The following is a 15,598-nucleotide window of genomic DNA, read 5'->3' as shown; positions in this document are numbered from 1 at the left end:
CCTATGAACGTACCGTCTCGCGCTCGGTGCTCTCCTCCGGGTCGGGCTTGGTCTTCACGGATTCCAGGAGGAGTTGGGCGACGTCCACGACGCGCAGGGACTCCTTGGCGGCGTCGGCGTTCTTCTTGCCGTTGACCGAGTCACTGAGCATGACCAGACAGAACGGGCAGGCCGTGGAGATGATGTCCGGGTCGAGGGACAGCGCCTCGTCGACGCGCTCGTCGTTGATGCGCTTGCCGATCCGCTCCTCCATCCACATGCGGGCACCGCCGGCGCCGCAGCAGAACCCGCGCTCCTTGTGGCGGTGCATCTCCTCGTTGCGCAGGCCGGGGACCTTGCCGATGATCTCGCGGGGCGGGGTGTAGACCTTGTTGTGCCGGCCGAGGTAGCACGGGTCGTGGTAGGTGATGAGGCCCTCGACGGGGGTGACGGGGACGAGCTTTCCCGTGTCCACCAGGTGTTGGAGGAGCTGTGTGTGGTGGATCACCTCGTACGAGCCGCCGAGCTGCGGGTACTCGTTGGCGATGGTGTTGAAGCAGTGGGGGCAGGTGGTCACGATGCGGGTGGCGCCGGCCTCGTCGAGGGCGGCGACGTTCTGCTCGCCGAGCTGCTGGAAGAGGAACTCGTTGCCGAGGCGGCGGGCGGAGTCGCCGGTGCACGCCTCGTCGCCGCCCATGATCGCGAACTTCACGCCGGCGATGTGCAGCAGCTCGGCGAACGCCTTGGTGGTCTTCTTCGCGCGGTCCTCCAGGGCGCCGGCGCAGCCGACCCAGTAGAGGTACTCGACGTCGGCGAGGGACTCGACGTCCTGGCCGAGGACGGGCACGTCGAAGCCGACCTCCTTCGTCCACTCCAGCCGCTTCTTCTTGGCGAGGCCCCAGGGGTTGCCCTTGCGCTCCAGGTTCTTCAGCATGGTGCCGGCCTCGCTGGGGAACGCCGACTCGATCATGACCTGGTAGCGGCGCATGTCGACGATGTGGTCGACGTGCTCGATGTCGACGGGGCACTGCTCGACGCAGGCGCCGCACGTCGTGCAGGACCACAGGACGTCGGGGTCGATGACGCCGCCCTCCTCGGCCGTGCCGACGAGGGGCAGCTCGGTGACGGGGGCGGGCGTGTCGGTGCCGGGGGCGGCGGAGACGGCGGCGCCGGGCAGCAGGTACGGGGCCTTGGCGTGGGCGTGGTCCCGCAGGGACATGATCAGCAGCTTGGGGGACAGGGGCTTGCCCGTGTTCCACGCGGGGCACTGGGACTGGCAGCGGCCGCACTCGGTGCAGGTGGAGAAGTCGAGGAGGCCCTTCCAGGAGAAGTGCTCGACCTTCGAGACGCCGAACTGCGTGTCCTCGCCGCCCTCCTCGTCGAGGACGGTCTCGAAGTCGATGGGCTTGCCGCCGGCCGTCATCGGCTGGAGGGGGCCGAGCGCGGTGGCGCCGGACGCGTTGCGCTTGAACCAGATGTTGGGGAAGGCGAGGAACCGGTGCCAGGCGATGCCCATGTCGGTGTTCAGGCCGACGGTGATGGCCCAGATCATCGTGGTGCCGAGCTTCACGAGCGCCACGAGGTAGACCAGCGTCTGGAGGGTGCCGGTGGACAGGCCGTCGAACGCGGCCACCAGCGGATAGGTGACGAAGTGCGCGGCGCCGTAGCCGTCGACGTGGTGGAGGGCGCCCTCCAGGCCGCGGAGCACCAGGATGCAGACGCCGATGACCAGGATCACGTACTCGACGAAGTACGCCTGCCAGGCGGTCGAGCCGGTGAAGCGGGACTTGCGGCCGGGGCGGGAGGGGAGGCTGAGGAGCCGGATCGCGATGAGGGTGAGGATGCCGAGGGTCGTGCCGGCCGCGATGAACTCGATGTACATCTCGTACGGGAGGAAGCCGCCGAGCACCGGGAGCGTCCAGTCGGCGGCGAAGAGCTGGCCGAACGCCTGGACGATGGTGAGGCCGAGGGTCAGGAAGCCGATGGCCACGAACCAGTGCGCGACACCGACGACGGCCCACCGGTTCATCCGGGTGTGGCCGAGGAATTCCCTGGCGAGGGTGAGGGTGCGCCGCCCCGGATCGTCCGTGCGGCTGCCCTCGGGCACCGGCTGGCCGAGCCGCAGGAAGTGGACGATCCGCACGACGGCCCGGCCGATCAGCGCGACGGCGATCGCGGTGAGGACCAGGGTGGTGACGATCGCGGCGAGTTGCATGACGGCTCCTCGTGACGGGCAGGGCCCGGCGGGCTGTACCAATGGGTAACTTAACCCATCGGGCGCCACCTATGCTGCCCTCTTTCGTCTACGTCCTTCGGGCGGAAGGTATCGACAGATCATCGCAAATGCCGCAGACCGGACGATCCGGCCCGCACGATGGACCGCATGCCCTTCCATATGACACGCGGACAGAAAGTGCTGTGGTGGCTCCTGCTGGCCTTCGGGGTGCTGCTGGCGGTCGGCGCCGGCGTCGCGCTGTGGGCCTACCAGCGGCTCGAGGGCAACATCAGGACCGACCACGCCGCCGCCGAGGCCCTGGAACGCGACGCCGGCGACCGCCCGCGCGCCACGGCGGGCGCGGGGCGCACCATCATGGTCATCGGCGACGACCTCGGCTCCGGCACCGGCAACGCCAGGTCCGACACGGTGCTGCTCCTCCACCTCTCCGCCGGCGGCGACCGCGCCGACGTCGTGAGCGTGCCGCGCGACATCGTGGCCGACATCCCCGCCTGCCACGGGCCGGACGGCGAGCCGACGCGGGCGCGGCGCGCGCAGTTCAACTGGGCCTACCAGTTCGGCGGCGCGGCCTGCACCATCCGGACGTTCGAGGGCTTCGCGGACCTGCGGATCGACCACCACCTCGTCATCGGCTTCGACGGCTTCGCCCGCCTCGTGGACGCCGTCGGCGGCGTGGAGGTGGAGCTGGCCGAGGCCGAGCGCGACCCGAACGTGGGACACGACCTGTCCGCCGGGCGCCACCTGCTGGACGGCGAGCAGGCCCTCGCGTACGTCCGCGCCCGCGTCCACGTCGGCGACGGCAGCGACCTCAACCGCCTGGAGCGCCAGCAGCGGTTCCTCGGCCTGCTGCGCGACCGGATCACGGAGTCGGGCGTGCTCACCGACCCGGCGCGCCTGTACCCGGTGCTGACCGCCGTGACCTCGGCCATCACCGCCGACCCCGGTCTCGACTCGCTGGACGAGCTGCGCGCCCTCGCGGCGGACCTGCGCGGCGTGCCGGAGGGCGGCGTCACGTTCCACACCGTCCCGACCCTGCCGCACCCCACCCGGCCGGACCGGCTGGTGCTCGACCGGCCGGCCGCCGACCGTCTCTTCGACGCCCTCCGCGACGACCGGCCCCTCACCCGCCCGGCGGCCCCCTGACGCCCGGCCGCCCCGGGCCGTCACGGCTGCCTGAACGGCCCCGCGCCGCGCCCGCCCGGGATGCGGCGCGCGGGGGGCCGTGCTGGCATGGGGACATGATCGACGTCCCGGTCGCCGCGGGCACCGGCCTCCGCGGTCCAGCCGTCCGCGCGTCCGCCCCGCGGCCCGCCGCCCCCAGGACCGCCGCGCCGCCCGGCGCGGGCGGCCCGCGGCCGCCGGACGCCGTCGAGATCCTGCCCTGAGCGGGCCGGCCGGGAGGGTTGCGCATGTGGTCGTGGTCGCGTCAGGCGGTGCTGTGGGCCGCTGTCGTACCTCTCGCCGTCCTGGTGACCTGGGACGCGCCCCGCACGGCCGGGGAGCCGCCGCAGGCACGGCGCCAGGGCGCGCCGGAGCGGCCGCTGCCCGCGGTGCAGCAGCCGGCGCCCGCGCCGGACGTGGTGACGCGTGACGCGTGGGGCGCGGACGAGGAGCTGCGGACGGAGGCGGTCACGTACACGGGTGCCGCGCGGGCGGTGTTCGTGCATCACACGAGCCATCCCGACGACTACGACTGCGACGAGGTCCCGGAGATGCTGCGGTCCATGCAGGCGGACCACGTGTCCCGCATGGGATGGGACGACGTGGGCTACAACTTCGTGGTGGACAAGTGCGGGACGGTGTACGAGGGGCGGGGCGGGGGGTACGAGCGGTACGTCATGGGCGCGCACACCACGGGGTTCAACAGCGACAGCGTGGGGGTGGCGGCGCTCGGGGAGTTCCCCGCCGGGGTGCCCGTCCCGGAGCCGCTGATCGAGGGGATCGCGCGGATCGCCGCGTGGAAGCTGCGGCCCGGGACGGACCCGCGCGGACAGGTGCGGCTCGTGTCGACGAACGACGCCAGCCGCGTCCCCGAGGGGGAGGAGGCCGAGCTGGCGGTGATCTCGGGGCACCGGGACATCGTGGAAACGTACTGCCCGGGCGAAGCGTTGTACGGGGAGCTGCCGCGCATCCGCGAGGAGGCCGCCCGGCTGCGGATCGAGGGGGCGGGCGGGGGCTGACGTGACCCGGGCGCGTCCGGAGCGTTTCCCCTCGCGGGACCCTCGACCGTCCCCGCGGCCCCGGAATCACGGGGCTGAGCGAGCAGGGGGCACAGGACTTGAGTCGACTCCGCTCAGGTCATTTGACTGCGTCGCTCCGCTGAGGCACTCTTGAGCCAGTTCCACTCAAGCTCAAGCAAGCCAACCAGTCGGAGGAAACCGAAATGGCACGTGCGGTCGGCATCGACCTGGGCACGACGAACTCTGTCGTCAGTGTGCTTGAAGGCGGTGAGCCCACCGTCATCACCAACGCCGAGGGCGCCAGGACCACGCCGTCCGTCGTCGCCTTCGCGAAGAACGGCGAGGTGCTCGTCGGCGAGGTCGCCAAGCGCCAGGCCGTCACCAACGTGGACCGGACCATCCGCTCGGTCAAGCGCCACATGGGCACCGACTGGAAGATCGGCCTCGACGGCAAGGACTTCAACCCGCAGCAGATCAGCGCCTTCATCCTGCAGAAGCTGAAGCGCGACGCGGAGGCGTACCTGGGCGAGAAGGTGACCGACGCGGTCATCACCGTCCCGGCGTACTTCAACGACCACGAGCGCCAGGCCACCAAGGAGGCCGGCGAGATCGCCGGCCTGAACGTCCTGCGCATCGTCAACGAGCCCACCGCCGCCGCCCTCGCCTACGGGCTGGAGAAGGACGACCAGACGATCCTGGTCTTCGACCTCGGCGGTGGCACGTTCGACGTGTCGCTGCTGGAGATCGGTGACGGCGTCGTCGAGGTGAAGGCCACCAACGGCGACAACCACCTCGGCGGTGACGACTGGGACCAGCGCATCGTGGACCACCTGGTCCGCCAGTTCGCGAGCGCGCACGGCGTCGACCTGTCCAAGGACAAGATGGCCCTCCAGCGGCTGCGCGAGTCCGCGGAGAAGGCGAAGATCGAGCTGTCCTCGTCCACCGAGACCACGATCAACCTGCCCTACATCACGGCGTCGGCCGAGGGCCCGCTGCACATGGACGAGAAGCTCACCCGGGCGCAGTTCCAGCAGCTCACCTCGGACCTCCTGGAGCGCTGCAAGGTTCCGTTCCACAACGTCATCAAGGACGCGGGCATCCAGCTCGCGGAGATCGACCACGTGGTGCTCGTCGGCGGCTCGACCCGCATGCCGGCCGTCGCCGAGCTGGTGCGCGAGCTGACCGGCGGCAAGGACGCCAACAAGGGCGTGAACCCGGACGAGGTCGTCGCCATCGGCGCCAGCCTCCAGGCCGGTGTCCTGAAGGGCGAGGTCAAGGACGTCCTGCTGCTCGACGTCACCCCGCTGTCCCTCGGCATCGAGACCAAGGGCGGCATCATGACGAAGCTGATCGAGCGCAACACGACGATCCCGACGAAGCGCTCCGAGATCTTCACCACGGCCGAGGACAACCAGCCGTCGGTCCAGATCCAGGTCTACCAGGGCGAGCGCGAGATCGCGGCGTACAACAAGAAGCTCGGCATGTTCGAGCTGACCGGCCTGCCGCCGGCGCCGCGCAGCGTGCCGCAGATCGAGGTCACCTTCGACATCGACGCGAACGGCATCATGCACGTGTCGGCGAAGGACCTCGGCACCGGCAAGGAGCAGCGGATGACCGTCACCGGCGGCTCGGCGCTGCCGAAGGACGACATCGAGCGCATGATGCGCGACGCCGAGCAGTACGCCGACGAGGACGCCAGGCGCCGTGAGGCCGCGGAGACCCGCAACCAGGCCGAGCAGCTCGTCTACACCACCGAGAACTTCATCAAGGAGAACGCGGAGAAGGTCCCGGCCGAGGTGAAGACCGAGGTCGAGGCTGCGGTCGCCGAGCTCAAGGAACAGCTCAAGGGCGAGGACACCGCGGCGATCCGCGAGGCGTCCGAGAAGGTCGCCTCCACGAGCCAGAAGCTCGGCCAGGCGATGTACGCCGACGCCCAGGCGGCCCAGGCCGCGGGCGGCACCGAGAGCCAGCCGGGTGCCGCGGGCGGCCGGCCGGCCGACGACGACGTCGTCGACGCCGAGATCGTGGACGAGGACAAGCCGAAGGGTGGTGCCGGCGCGTGACACAGGACCCGCAGGGCTTCGAGCAGGAGCCCGATGAGGTCCCGGACGCCGAGGCGGCGGGCGGCGAGCAGCCGCACGCCGAGGGTGCGGCGACCGGCTCCCCGGCCGGCGGCGGTGACGCCGCGGCCGGGGAGCCGGGGGCGGCCCAGGACCGGGAGGCGCACGCCCAGGACCTCGAGGACTTGGCGCTGACCGCGCAGCTCGACCAGACCCGTACGGCGCTCGCCGAGCGGACGCAGGACCTGCAGCGGCTGCAGGCGGAGTTCCAGAACTACCGCCGGCGTGTCGAGCGGGACCGGGTGGCGGTCAAGGAGATCGCCGTCGCGAACCTGCTGACCGAGCTGCTGCCGGTGCTCGACGACATCGGGCGCGCCCGCGACCACGGTGAGCTGGTCGGCGGCTTCAAGCAGGTCGCCGAGTCGCTGGAGACGGTGGCGGCCAAGATGGGCCTGATGCAGTTCGGCAAGGAGGGCGAGCCCTTCGACCCGATGGTCCACGAGGCGCTGATGCACAGCTACTCGCCGGACGTCACCGAGACCACGTGCGTGCAGATCCTCCAGCCCGGGTATCGCATCGGCGAGCGGACCATCCGTCCGGCCCGGGTCGGTGTGGCCGAGCCGCAGCCGGGGAAGCCCGCGGAGGCGCAGGACGACGGCTCGGCCGAGAGGGACGCCGGCGGTGGCCCGGACGAGGGCTGACGCCGGAGCACCGTTCGGCGGGCACGGAGAGGAGGGACGCCGGGGATGAGCACCAAGGACTTCATCGAGAAGGACTACTACAAGGTCCTCGGCGTCCCCCGGGACGCCACCGAGGCCGAGATCAAGAAGGCGTACCGGAAGCTGGCCCGGGAGAACCACCCGGACGCCAACCGGGGCGACGCGGCCGCCGAGGAGCGGTTCAAGGACGTCTCCGAGGCGTACGACGTCCTCGGTGACGCGAAGCGCCGCAAGGAGTACGACGAGGCGCGCGCCCTGTTCGGCGCCGGCGGTTTCCGGCCGCGCGGCGCCGGGGGCGCGGGCGGCCCCGGCGGGCAGTTCACGTTCGACCTGGGCGACTTCTTCGGGGGTGCCCCGGGCGCCGGCGGTGCGCCGGGCGGCGGTGCCGCCGGTACGGCCGGCGGCTTCGGCGGCGGGCTCGGGGACGTCCTCGGCGGACTGTTCACGGGCCGTGGCGGCGCCGCCGGCACCCGTACGGCGGCCCGGCGCGGGCAGGACATCGAGTCCGAGGTGACGCTGAGCTTCGCCGAGGCGGTCTCGGGGGCGACCGTTCCGCTGCGCATGTCGTCGGCCGCCGCCTGCAAGGCGTGTTCGGGCACCGGCGACCGGAACGGCGCGCCCCGCGTGTGCCCGACCTGTGTCGGTACCGGCCAGGTCAGCCGCGGCGTCGGCCGGGGTGCCTCACTGGGCGCGCCCTGCGCCGACTGCAAGGGGCGCGGTCTGATCGCGCAGGACCCGTGCCCGGTGTGCCGGGGCAGCGGGCGGGCGACGAGCCAGCGGACGATGCAGGTCCGCATCCCGGCCGGTGTGGACGACGGGCAGCGCATCCGGCTGCGCGGCAAGGGCGCGCCGGGCGAGCACGGCGGCCCGCACGGTGACCTGTACGTCGTCGTGCATGTCGGGGAGCACCCGGTGTTCGGCCGCCGCGGGGACAACCTGACGGTGACCGTCCCGGTGACCTTCCCGGAGGCGGCGCTCGGCGGCGAGATCAAGGTGCCGACGCTGGACGGTCCGCCCGTCACGCTGCGGCTCCCGCCCGGTACCCCCGCCGGGCGGACGATGCGGGCCCGCGGCAAGGGCGCGGTGCGCAAGGACGGCACCCGCGGCGACCTGCTGGTCACCGTCGAGATCGCCGTGCCGCGCGAGCTGGGCGACGCCGCCAGGGCGGCGCTCGGGGAGTACCGCGCCGCCATGTCGGGGGAAGACCCTCGGGCAGGGCTGTTCGAGGCCGCGAAGGGAGAGTAGAAGATGGACGGCCGGCACGGACGGAGCAGCACCCCCTACGAACTGACCGAAGACACCCCGGTGTACGTCATCTCCGTGGCCGCGCAGCTCTCCGGGCTGCACCCGCAGACGCTGCGCCAGTACGACCGGCTCGGCCTGGTCTCGCCCGACCGCACGGCCGGGCGCGGCCGCCGTTACTCGGCGCGGGACATCCAGCTCCTGCGCGAGGTGCAGCGGCTGTCCCAGGACGAGGGGATCAACCTGGCGGGGATCAAGCGGATCATCGAGCTGGAGCACCAGGTCGCCGCGCTGCAGGCGAAGGTCGCCGAGCTGCAGCAGGCCGTGGAGGGCGCCGCCCTCGCGATGCGGCAGGCGGAGGCGCAGGTGCACGCCTCCTACCGCCGTGACCTCGTGCCGTACCAGGACGTGCGTCAGTCCGCGGCCATCGTGGTGTGGCGCCCCGACCGGGGTCGCTGAGCATCCGCCGTCATCCGGACGTGCCCCCGCCGCCCGGTCACCGCTGCACGCGGTGGCCGGGCGGCGCGCGTATGCCGGGGCGGGGGTCAGGGCCGGTGGGCCGGTGCGTCCGTGCCGCTGTCGTCCGCGGGCCGTGGCGGGGCGGCGCGGTCCGTCGCCCGGTCCAGTGCCCGGCCGAGGGGCGGGAGGAGGAGGCAGGCGGCGAGGGTCGCGTAGAGCCAGCCCGCCAGCACGTCCGTCGGCCAGTGCACGCCGAGGACGACGCGGCTCGCGCCGACCGCCGCCGCCCACAGCGCCGGCACGCCGTACGCGACCGTCCGGGGCACGCGCGGCAGGCGCGCGAGGAAGACGGCCACGCCGATGGCCACCATGGCGGAGGTCGCCGCGTGGCCCGACGGCATGGCGGCGTTGTGCACGTGGATGAGCCAGTCGGCGGCCGGCGGGCGCGGCCGGTCCAGCGCGGTGACGAGGGCGAAGCGGCCGAGCTGCCCCGTGACGAGCGCCCCGACGCCCGCGACGGCGCCGAGCCACCACGCGCGCGGGGCGGCCAGCGCTCCGGCGACCGCCGCCACGACGAGGGGCGGCACCCCGCTGCCGGTGCTCGTGATGACGCGGAACGCCTCGCTCCAGCCGGGGGTGCGGTGCCGTACCGCCGCGTCGTGCAGCCGGCTGTCCACGGCGAACGGCGCGCCGTCGCGCAGCGCGACCACGGTGACGAGGGCGATCAGGGCCACGGCGGACACGGCTGCGACGGTGCCCCGGAGTGGTCGGCTCATGCGGGACAAGCCTAGTGCCGCGTCGGGCGGGGCGGCCGGGGGCCGAGCCCTCGGCCCGTGGAGGAGGTGCGGGCCACGGCGATGATTTTCGGCCGGCTGTCTCGTCCATGTGTGCAGCGGGTGCTTCCGCACCAGCACGACCAGCCACAGAAGGAGCGCAATGCTGAACCAGGTCGCGGAGGGTGTGCTGACCCACCGGAGCGAGTTGCTCGAGAACAACGCCGTCGTGGTGCAAGGCCCGACCGGTGTGCTGCTCATCGACCCCGGGCTCACCGAAGCCGAGATGACCTGCCTCGCGGACGACCTCCGCGAGCTGGGCCAGAGCGTGGTGGCGGGCTTCGCGACGCATCCCGACTGGGATCACGTGCTCTGGCACCCCGCGTACGGCGACGCGCCCCGGTACGGCACCGCCCGCTGCGCGGCGCATGTGCGAGAGGTGCGGGCGGACCCGGACTGGAAGGCGCATGTCGCCGAGGGGTTGCCGCCGGAAATCGCCGGGGAGACACCGCTGGACCTGTACGGCCTCGTCACCGGTCTGCCGGCCGGAGCGGCGCGGATTCCCTGGAACGGCCCTCGCACCCGAATCATCGAGCACCCGGCGCACGCCCCGGGCCATGCGGCGCTGCTGATCGCGGAGCGCGGCGTCCTCGTCGCCGGCGACATGCTTTCCGACGTCCTCGTCCCGAACTTCGACGAGTTGAACGAGACCAATGACCCTCTCGGGGAGTACCTCGTCGGACTGCGCCTGCTCGATGACGTCGCGGGCGATGTCGATGTCATGGTCCCCGGCCACGGATCGGTCTGCGGAGCCGAGGGGATGCGCGCACGGATCGAGCAGGACCGGGCGTACGTCCTCGCGGTGCGTGCGGGCCGTGTCCCCGGCGACGCGCGGGTCGGCCCGACGGCCGAGCCCGGCTGGGAGTGGACCACGGACATATCCGTCGACCAGGTCCGGCGCCTCGCTGAAAGAGCTGGTTGAGGCGAGCGCGGCGGCACGTCCGCGCTGGCGGAAGCGATGGACGCGGCGGCTGCCGCCGGGCGCCGGCAGGCTCGTCGCCTCGGCGGACGGCCCGAAGCATCGCCGGACGTGCCGCGGGCGGTCAGTTGCCGACCGAGACGACGTGTCCGGCGCGGCCCGGGTCGGTGGCGGAGTCCAGCAGCGCCGTGGCGAAGTCGGCGCGGGTGATCTGGAATCCGCCGGGGACGTTGCGGTCGACGCGGTGGCGGTGGCGGCCCTTGCCGGGCCGGTCGGTCAGCCGTCCGGCCCGGACGACCGTCCACGGCAGGCCCGAGTCCCGCACGGTCCGCTCGGCGCGGCGCATGTCGTCGAGCATGTGCTTCAGCAGGGGCGCCAGGATCAGCGGTTTGACGACGAAGCGGGTGAACGGGTCGTCGCCGGCGCCCGGGGCCATCGCGCTGTTGCTCGCGATGACGAGGCGCGGCCCCGCGCCGCCGGCGGCCCGTGCCGCCCGGACGAGGGCGGCCGTGCTGTCGGCGCACGCGCCGGTGGGGTGCTTCCGGTCGCGCGTGCCGATCGCGTTGACGACCGCGTCGCGTCCGGCGACGGCGTCCGCCAGGGCGTCGGCGGACGCCGGGCCGCCGTCCGCCACGGTGACGCGGACGTGTTCCCGCAGGTCGGCGGGCATCCGGGCGGCGTCGCGGACGACGGCGGTCACGTCGTGGCCTGCCGCGACGGCCTGGCGCACGACGGCGCTGCCGGTGCCGCCGTTGGCGCCGAGCACGGTGAGTTTCATGGGGTTCTCCGCAGGAGGGGAAGGGGTGAGTAAATATTCACTCACCCCTAGAGTGGGTAAGCACCCACTCACCTGTCAAGCGGGGATCATGAACGCACGGGAACGCATCCTGGACGCCGCCGCCGGCGTCATGCGCGAACAGGGCGTCGCCAACGCCACGACGAAGCAGATCGCGCGCGCCGCGGGCACCTCCGAGGCGCTGCTCTACAAGCACTTCCGCGACAAGGAGGAGATCCTCCTGCACGTCCTCGCGGAGCGGATGCCGGCCTTCCCCACCGGGGCGCGCGCCGGCGAGGGGAGCGTCGAGGCCAACCTCACCGCGGTCGCGCACGGGGCGCTCCGCTTCTACCTGCACGCCTTCCCGATGATGGCCTCGATGGTGGCCCAGCCCCGGCTGATGGCCGCGGTCCGCGACTCGCTGGCCGGGTACGGGGCCGGACCCCGCCACCCGGTCACGGCGCTCACCGCGTACCTGGCGGCCGAGCGGGACCTCGGCCGCGTGGCGCCCGGCGCCGACCCCGCCGCCGGCGCGGCGCTGCTCATGGGCGCCTGCTTCCAGCAGGCGTTCCTCCGGTACTTCGAGGGCGGCCCCGACATCCCCGAGGAGGCGGCGGCCGCCCTGGTGCGCGGGCTGCTCCCGGCGCTCCTGCCCTGAGCGGCGGAAGCGCGGCGGCGGCCCGGGTCATGTCCGCAGGTACGAGGCCCCGTTCAGGTCGAGGACCGTGCCGGAGGACCAGGTGGCGCCGGGTGACGCCAGCCAGTGCACGGCGTCGGCGACCTCCTCGGGGCGCGCGACGCGCCCGAACGGGCTCTGGGCGCGGATGCCGTCGCCCTCGGGACCCGTCAGCCGCTCCGCGACCCGGTCCGTCGCCACGAAGCCCGGCGCCACCGACATGACGGCGATGCCGTGCGGCGCCAGCGCGACGGCGAGGGACTGGCCGAGCGCGTGCAGGGCCGCCTTGCTCGCCCCGTACGCCGGGTGGTCGGGCTCGCCCCGGAACGCCCCGCGCGAGCCGACGTTCACGATCCGCCCGGCCGCGCCGCGCCCGATCATGCGGCGGGCGGCGCAGTACGACGCGTTCGCCGCGCCCAGCAGGTTCACGTCCGTGACGCGGCGCCACGCGCCCTGCCACTCGGCGTACGACGCGGTGGCGGGCGGGTGCGGCAGCATGACGGCCGCGTTGTTCACGAGGACGTCGACGCCGTCCAGGGCCTCGTCCGCCGCGGCCACGAGGCGTTCCACGGCGTCCGGGTCGGCGAGGTCGGCGCCGAGCGCGACGTGCCCGGTGCCCGGCAGCGAGCGCACGGTCTCCTCGGCCGCCTCGCGCCGCGACCCGTAGTGCACGCACACCCGGTCCCCGCCGCGCGCGAACGCCGCCGCGACGGCCCGTCCGATGCCGCGCGCCGCGCCCGTCACGAGGACGCCGCGGCCGCTCATCGCGCGAACACCTGCGCCGGGTCCGAGAACGCCTTGAACTCCAGCGCGTTGCCCGCCGGGTCGAGGAAGAACATCGTCCACTGCTCCGCCGGCTCACCGGCGAACCGCAGCACCGGCTCGATGACGAACTCCGTGCCCGCGGCCCGCAGCCGGTCCGCGAAGGCGTGGAACTCCGCCACCGGCAGCAGCAGCCCGAAGTGCGGCACCGGCACCCGGTGGTCGCCGACCGACCCGTACCCGGCCGGGCCGCGCGGCGGCCCCGGCACGGCGTGGGTGACGAGCTGGTGGCCCGCGAGGTCCCAGTCGACCCAGGTGCCCGTCGAACGGCCCTCCCGCAGGCCGAGGACGCCGCCGTAGAAGTCACGCGCCCGCGCGAGGTCGTCCACGGGGACGGCGAGGTGGAAGCCGGGCCGGTCGTTCATGTGTGCGTCCTTCCGTCGGTGTCCCGCCCCCGGGACGATCATCCCTCCCGGTGCCGCCGGCCCGGGGGCGGGGGTGCGCGGGCCGGTCAGCGGCGGCCGGCCGACCAGCGCACCTCGACGTCGGCCGCGCGGACGTACGCCACGCGGTGGCCGAGCTGGATCTGGTAGTAGTCCTCGCCGCGCACGACCTGGTGCCCGGCCGGGTCGTACGTCACGGCCCGGTAGTACTCGCTCGGCGTGCGCAGCCCGACCGCGTACGCCTGGTCGGCGGGGATCTCGTAGACGAGCGGGCTGACGGCCTGCACCGGTACGCCGTCCGGGTACGCGGCGGCCTCGGGGTACGCGCGGCCGTACACGGGGATGGTGTCGGCGCCGTCCTTCCCGGTGACGACCCAGCCCTGCGCGTTCAGGGCGGTGGGCGCGTCGGCCGGGTTGTGGAACCACGCCTTCTGCCCGAGGTACCAGATCGCGGTCCACTCGCCGGAGCGGTCGGCGACGGCGAACCGCTGCCCGGCCGAGGCGCGCGCGCCGACGTCGTTCACGCCGGGCGAGGACGCGCCGTCGCCCGGGTGGGTGCCGATGTCGGTGACGAGGGGCGCGTCGGCGCTCGGCGCGGTGTGCAGGCGCACGGTGGCGGAGCCGTGCGGGTCGCACGCGGCGCCCGCGCTCTCGCAGCCGGTGTAGTCGGTGCCGTTCGTGTCGTAGTCCGGCGCGATGGTCACGAGGCCGCCGCGCGGGCCGGCCGTGGCGTGGAAGGGGGCGCCGAGCAGCCGGAAGTAGTGCGACCAGTCCCAGTACGGGCCGGGGTCGGTGTGCATGCCGGCGATGCCGGAGGTGGTGGTGCCCTGGACGTTGTCGTGGCCGAGGATGTGCTGCCGGTCCAGGGGGATGCCGTACTCGTGCGCGAGGTACCGCACCAGGCGGGCGGACGTGCGGTACATGGCCTCCGTGTACCAGGCGTCCGGGTCGGTGAGGAAGCCCTCGTGTTCGAGGCCGATGGACTTCGCGTTGACGTACCAGTTGCCGGCGTGCCAGCCGACGTCCTTGGTGGCGAGGTGCTGTGCGATGTGGCCGTCGGACGAGCGCAGGCTGTAGTGCCAGGAGACGTATGTCGGGTCCTGCACGAGGTCGAGGGTCGTCTCCCACGTGGCCTCGGTGTCGTGGATGACGATGTAGTCGATCTCCTGGGACGTCTCGCGGTCGGCGATGTCGTAGTTGCCGTAGTCGCCGCCGCCCAGGTCCTCGTACGGCGCGGGGACCCAGGAGCAGGAGACGCTCCGGGGGCACTCGACGTTCGGGTCGCGGGGCTCGCGCGGCAGGCCGAGCGCCTCGGCGGTCGCGGTGTCGGGGGTGACGTCCAGGGCGGCGAGGGTGATGCGCGCGCCGGTGTCGGTGACGCGGTCGGCGCCGGTGGCGATGACGTCGTACACGTCGTCGGCGAAGACCTCGGCGGCGTCCAGGGTGTCGGCGCCCGCGTAGGCGGCGACGGCCCCGTACCAGTCGGCCGGGTCGTCGCTGAGGGGCGCGCCGGCGCGGGCCTGGGCGTCGGCGAGGAGGGCGGCGCCGCCCTCGATGTTGGCGGCCGGGTCGGAGCGCAGGTCGGCGGGGGAGCGGCCGGTCAGCTCGGCGGCGCGGGCCACGGTGCCGGAGCCGTGGTCCTGCGGGTCGGAGGCGGTGGTGAGGGGCGAGCCGGGGGTGAGGGGGCGGGCGTCGTCGCCGCGCGGGTCCTCGTCGCCGTCGGCGTGGTGGCCGGCCGATCCGGCGAGGGCGGCCGACACGTCGGTGAGGTGCATCGGCCCGTAGCCGCCGGACACGCTGGGGGCGCCGTCGTGGGTGTCCCAGCGGGACTCCAGGTAGGAGACGCCGAGCAGGACGCTCTCGGGGACGCCCCAGCGTTCGGCGGCGTCCGTGAACGCGGCGCTGAGCGTGCCGTCCTGCCCGGCCGGCGCGGCGGCCGCGGGGGGACCGGAGAACAGCAGGGGGACGGCCAGCGCGGCGACGGCGGCGGCGCCGAGCGGTCGCAGGGGGTACGGGGTCGGGTGCTTGGTCCTCGCAAGGCGGGCCTCCGGAGGGTCGGTTCGCCATGAGCATGAGGTGCGGGAAGGCATGAGCATGCTGGTGGGGAACGGTGGCGCCGTCAATGCGCGCGTGCCACGGGCGCGTCGGCGCCGCCGGCGGCTCCCGGTGGCTTTCTGCGGGTGTCGTGGCGTCGCCTGGGGCACGGCACTGGTCTGGACCGGTGGCTGCCGTACGGTCCGCCGTGCGGGCTTTACCCGATCTTTGCCGGCGGTGCCGCCGCCCGCCGCCGCGTCAACGCGCGTCATCCGGCCACT

15 protein-coding genes are annotated in these 15,598 nt (G+C 73.6%); 9 read left to right on the top strand and 6 right to left on the bottom strand.

Features of this window, described 5'->3' with window-relative positions:
• Position 1 precedes the first annotated feature (1 nt).
• Positions 2-2,194, bottom strand: coding sequence for a (Fe-S)-binding protein (locus tag EMA09_RS13465; protein WP_129841289.1), 2,193 nt, complete (start codon positions 2,192-2,194; stop codon positions 2-4).
• A 180-nt stretch (positions 2,195-2,374) separates the two neighbouring features.
• Between EMA09_RS13465 and EMA09_RS13460 the strand changes: the two genes are divergently transcribed.
• From EMA09_RS13460 to EMA09_RS13435, 7 genes are all read left to right on the top strand, one after another.
• Complete coding sequence (locus EMA09_RS13460) at positions 2,375-3,358, top strand: LCP family protein (RefSeq protein WP_168220724.1); 984 nt, start codon at positions 2,375-2,377, stop codon at positions 3,356-3,358.
• A gap of 95 nt (positions 3,359-3,453) precedes the next feature.
• The gene (locus EMA09_RS28360) at positions 3,454-3,600 is read left to right on the top strand and encodes a hypothetical protein (protein WP_168220723.1); all 147 of its coding nucleotides are present in this window, start codon (positions 3,454-3,456) and stop codon (positions 3,598-3,600) included.
• A 24-nt stretch (positions 3,601-3,624) separates the two neighbouring features.
• A complete protein-coding gene (locus tag EMA09_RS13455; RefSeq protein WP_129841287.1) occupies positions 3,625-4,395 on the top strand; it encodes a peptidoglycan recognition protein in 771 nt (256 codons plus the stop codon).
• A gap of 203 nt (positions 4,396-4,598) precedes the next feature.
• Complete coding sequence (dnaK, locus tag EMA09_RS13450) at positions 4,599-6,458, top strand: molecular chaperone DnaK (RefSeq protein WP_129841286.1); 1,860 nt, start codon at positions 4,599-4,601, stop codon at positions 6,456-6,458.
• Positions 6,455-7,156, top strand: a complete 702-nt coding sequence (gene grpE, locus EMA09_RS13445) for a nucleotide exchange factor GrpE (protein WP_129841285.1) — start codon at positions 6,455-6,457, stop codon at positions 7,154-7,156. Before dnaK ends, grpE begins: the two co-directional genes overlap by 4 nt.
• A gap of 45 nt (positions 7,157-7,201) precedes the next feature.
• A complete protein-coding gene (gene dnaJ, locus EMA09_RS13440) occupies positions 7,202-8,419 on the top strand; it encodes a molecular chaperone DnaJ (RefSeq protein ID WP_129841284.1) in 1,218 nt (405 codons plus the stop codon).
• Positions 8,420-8,422: 3 nt separating this feature from the next.
• Positions 8,423-8,875 carry a helix-turn-helix transcriptional regulator gene (locus EMA09_RS13435; protein ID WP_129841283.1) on the top strand — a complete coding sequence of 151 codons (453 nt, stop codon included), beginning with the start codon at positions 8,423-8,425 and terminating at the stop codon, positions 8,873-8,875.
• Positions 8,876-8,961: 86 nt separating this feature from the next.
• On the opposite strand, the gene EMA09_RS13430 is transcribed toward EMA09_RS13435, so the two are convergent.
• Entirely contained in the window at positions 8,962-9,651 is a 690-nt protein-coding gene (locus tag EMA09_RS13430) for a phosphatase PAP2 family protein (protein WP_129841282.1), read from the bottom strand.
• 160 nt (positions 9,652-9,811) lie between these two features.
• Here EMA09_RS13430 and EMA09_RS13425 point away from each other — a divergent pair, with 160 nt between their 5' ends.
• Positions 9,812-10,630 (top strand): MBL fold metallo-hydrolase, encoded by an 819-nt coding sequence (locus EMA09_RS13425; RefSeq protein WP_129841281.1) that lies wholly within the window; start codon positions 9,812-9,814, stop codon positions 10,628-10,630.
• A 121-nt stretch (positions 10,631-10,751) separates the two neighbouring features.
• Here EMA09_RS13425 and EMA09_RS13420 read toward each other — a convergent pair whose 3' ends face one another.
• On the bottom strand, positions 10,752-11,405 hold the full coding sequence (locus EMA09_RS13420) for an NAD(P)-binding oxidoreductase (RefSeq protein ID WP_129841280.1): 654 nt from the start codon (positions 11,403-11,405) through the stop codon (positions 10,752-10,754).
• A gap of 88 nt (positions 11,406-11,493) precedes the next feature.
• Here EMA09_RS13420 and EMA09_RS13415 point away from each other — a divergent pair, with 88 nt between their 5' ends.
• Positions 11,494-12,060: a TetR/AcrR family transcriptional regulator gene (locus tag EMA09_RS13415; protein WP_129841279.1), complete on the top strand. Its 567-nt coding sequence runs from the start codon at positions 11,494-11,496 to the stop codon at positions 12,058-12,060.
• Positions 12,061-12,087: 27 nt separating this feature from the next.
• Here EMA09_RS13415 and EMA09_RS13410 read toward each other — a convergent pair whose 3' ends face one another.
• From EMA09_RS13410 to EMA09_RS13400, 3 genes are all read right to left on the bottom strand, one after another.
• Positions 12,088-12,843 (bottom strand): SDR family oxidoreductase, encoded by a 756-nt coding sequence (locus EMA09_RS13410; protein WP_129841278.1) that lies wholly within the window; start codon positions 12,841-12,843, stop codon positions 12,088-12,090.
• A complete protein-coding gene (locus tag EMA09_RS13405) occupies positions 12,840-13,265 on the bottom strand; it encodes a VOC family protein (RefSeq protein ID WP_129841277.1) in 426 nt (141 codons plus the stop codon). Before EMA09_RS13405 ends, EMA09_RS13410 begins: the two co-directional genes overlap by 4 nt.
• A gap of 86 nt (positions 13,266-13,351) precedes the next feature.
• Positions 13,352-15,379, bottom strand: a complete 2,028-nt coding sequence (locus EMA09_RS13400; protein ID WP_240796382.1) for a peptidoglycan recognition family protein — start codon at positions 15,377-15,379, stop codon at positions 13,352-13,354.
• Positions 15,380-15,598: the final 219 nt, after the last annotated feature.

Source organism: Streptomyces sp. RFCAC02, assembly GCF_004193175.1.
Lineage (GTDB): Bacteria > Actinomycetota > Actinomycetes > Streptomycetales > Streptomycetaceae > Streptomyces.
This window is presented reverse-complemented; position numbering and strand designations above follow the sequence as displayed.

Bases quoted from the DNA above. Each gene is read 5' to 3' on its own strand.
- EMA09_RS13415 (WP_129841279.1), top strand. From the start codon at position 11,494: ATGAACGCACGGGAACGCATCCTGGACGCCGCCGCCGGCGTCATGCGC.
- EMA09_RS13410 (WP_129841278.1), bottom strand. From the start codon at position 12,843: ATGAGCGGCCGCGGCGTCCTCGTGACGGGCGCGGCGCGCGGCATCGGA.
- EMA09_RS13455 (WP_129841287.1), top strand. From the start codon at position 3,625: ATGTGGTCGTGGTCGCGTCAGGCGGTGCTGTGGGCCGCTGTCGTACCT.
- EMA09_RS13435 (WP_129841283.1), top strand. From the start codon at position 8,423: ATGGACGGCCGGCACGGACGGAGCAGCACCCCCTACGAACTGACCGAA.
- EMA09_RS13465 (WP_129841289.1), bottom strand. From the start codon at position 2,194: ATGCAACTCGCCGCGATCGTCACCACCCTGGTCCTCACCGCGATCGCC.
- EMA09_RS13430 (WP_129841282.1), bottom strand. From the start codon at position 9,651: ATGAGCCGACCACTCCGGGGCACCGTCGCAGCCGTGTCCGCCGTGGCC.
- EMA09_RS13420 (WP_129841280.1), bottom strand. From the start codon at position 11,405: ATGAAACTCACCGTGCTCGGCGCCAACGGCGGCACCGGCAGCGCCGTC.
- EMA09_RS13405 (WP_129841277.1), bottom strand. From the start codon at position 13,265: ATGAACGACCGGCCCGGCTTCCACCTCGCCGTCCCCGTGGACGACCTC.
- dnaJ (WP_129841284.1), top strand. From the start codon at position 7,202: ATGAGCACCAAGGACTTCATCGAGAAGGACTACTACAAGGTCCTCGGC.
- EMA09_RS28360 (WP_168220723.1), top strand. From the start codon at position 3,454: ATGATCGACGTCCCGGTCGCCGCGGGCACCGGCCTCCGCGGTCCAGCC.
- EMA09_RS13400 (WP_240796382.1), bottom strand. From the start codon at position 15,379: ATGCTCATGCCTTCCCGCACCTCATGCTCATGGCGAACCGACCCTCCG.
- EMA09_RS13460 (WP_168220724.1), top strand. From the start codon at position 2,375: ATGACACGCGGACAGAAAGTGCTGTGGTGGCTCCTGCTGGCCTTCGGG.
- dnaK (WP_129841286.1), top strand. From the start codon at position 4,599: ATGGCACGTGCGGTCGGCATCGACCTGGGCACGACGAACTCTGTCGTC.
- EMA09_RS13425 (WP_129841281.1), top strand. From the start codon at position 9,812: ATGCTGAACCAGGTCGCGGAGGGTGTGCTGACCCACCGGAGCGAGTTG.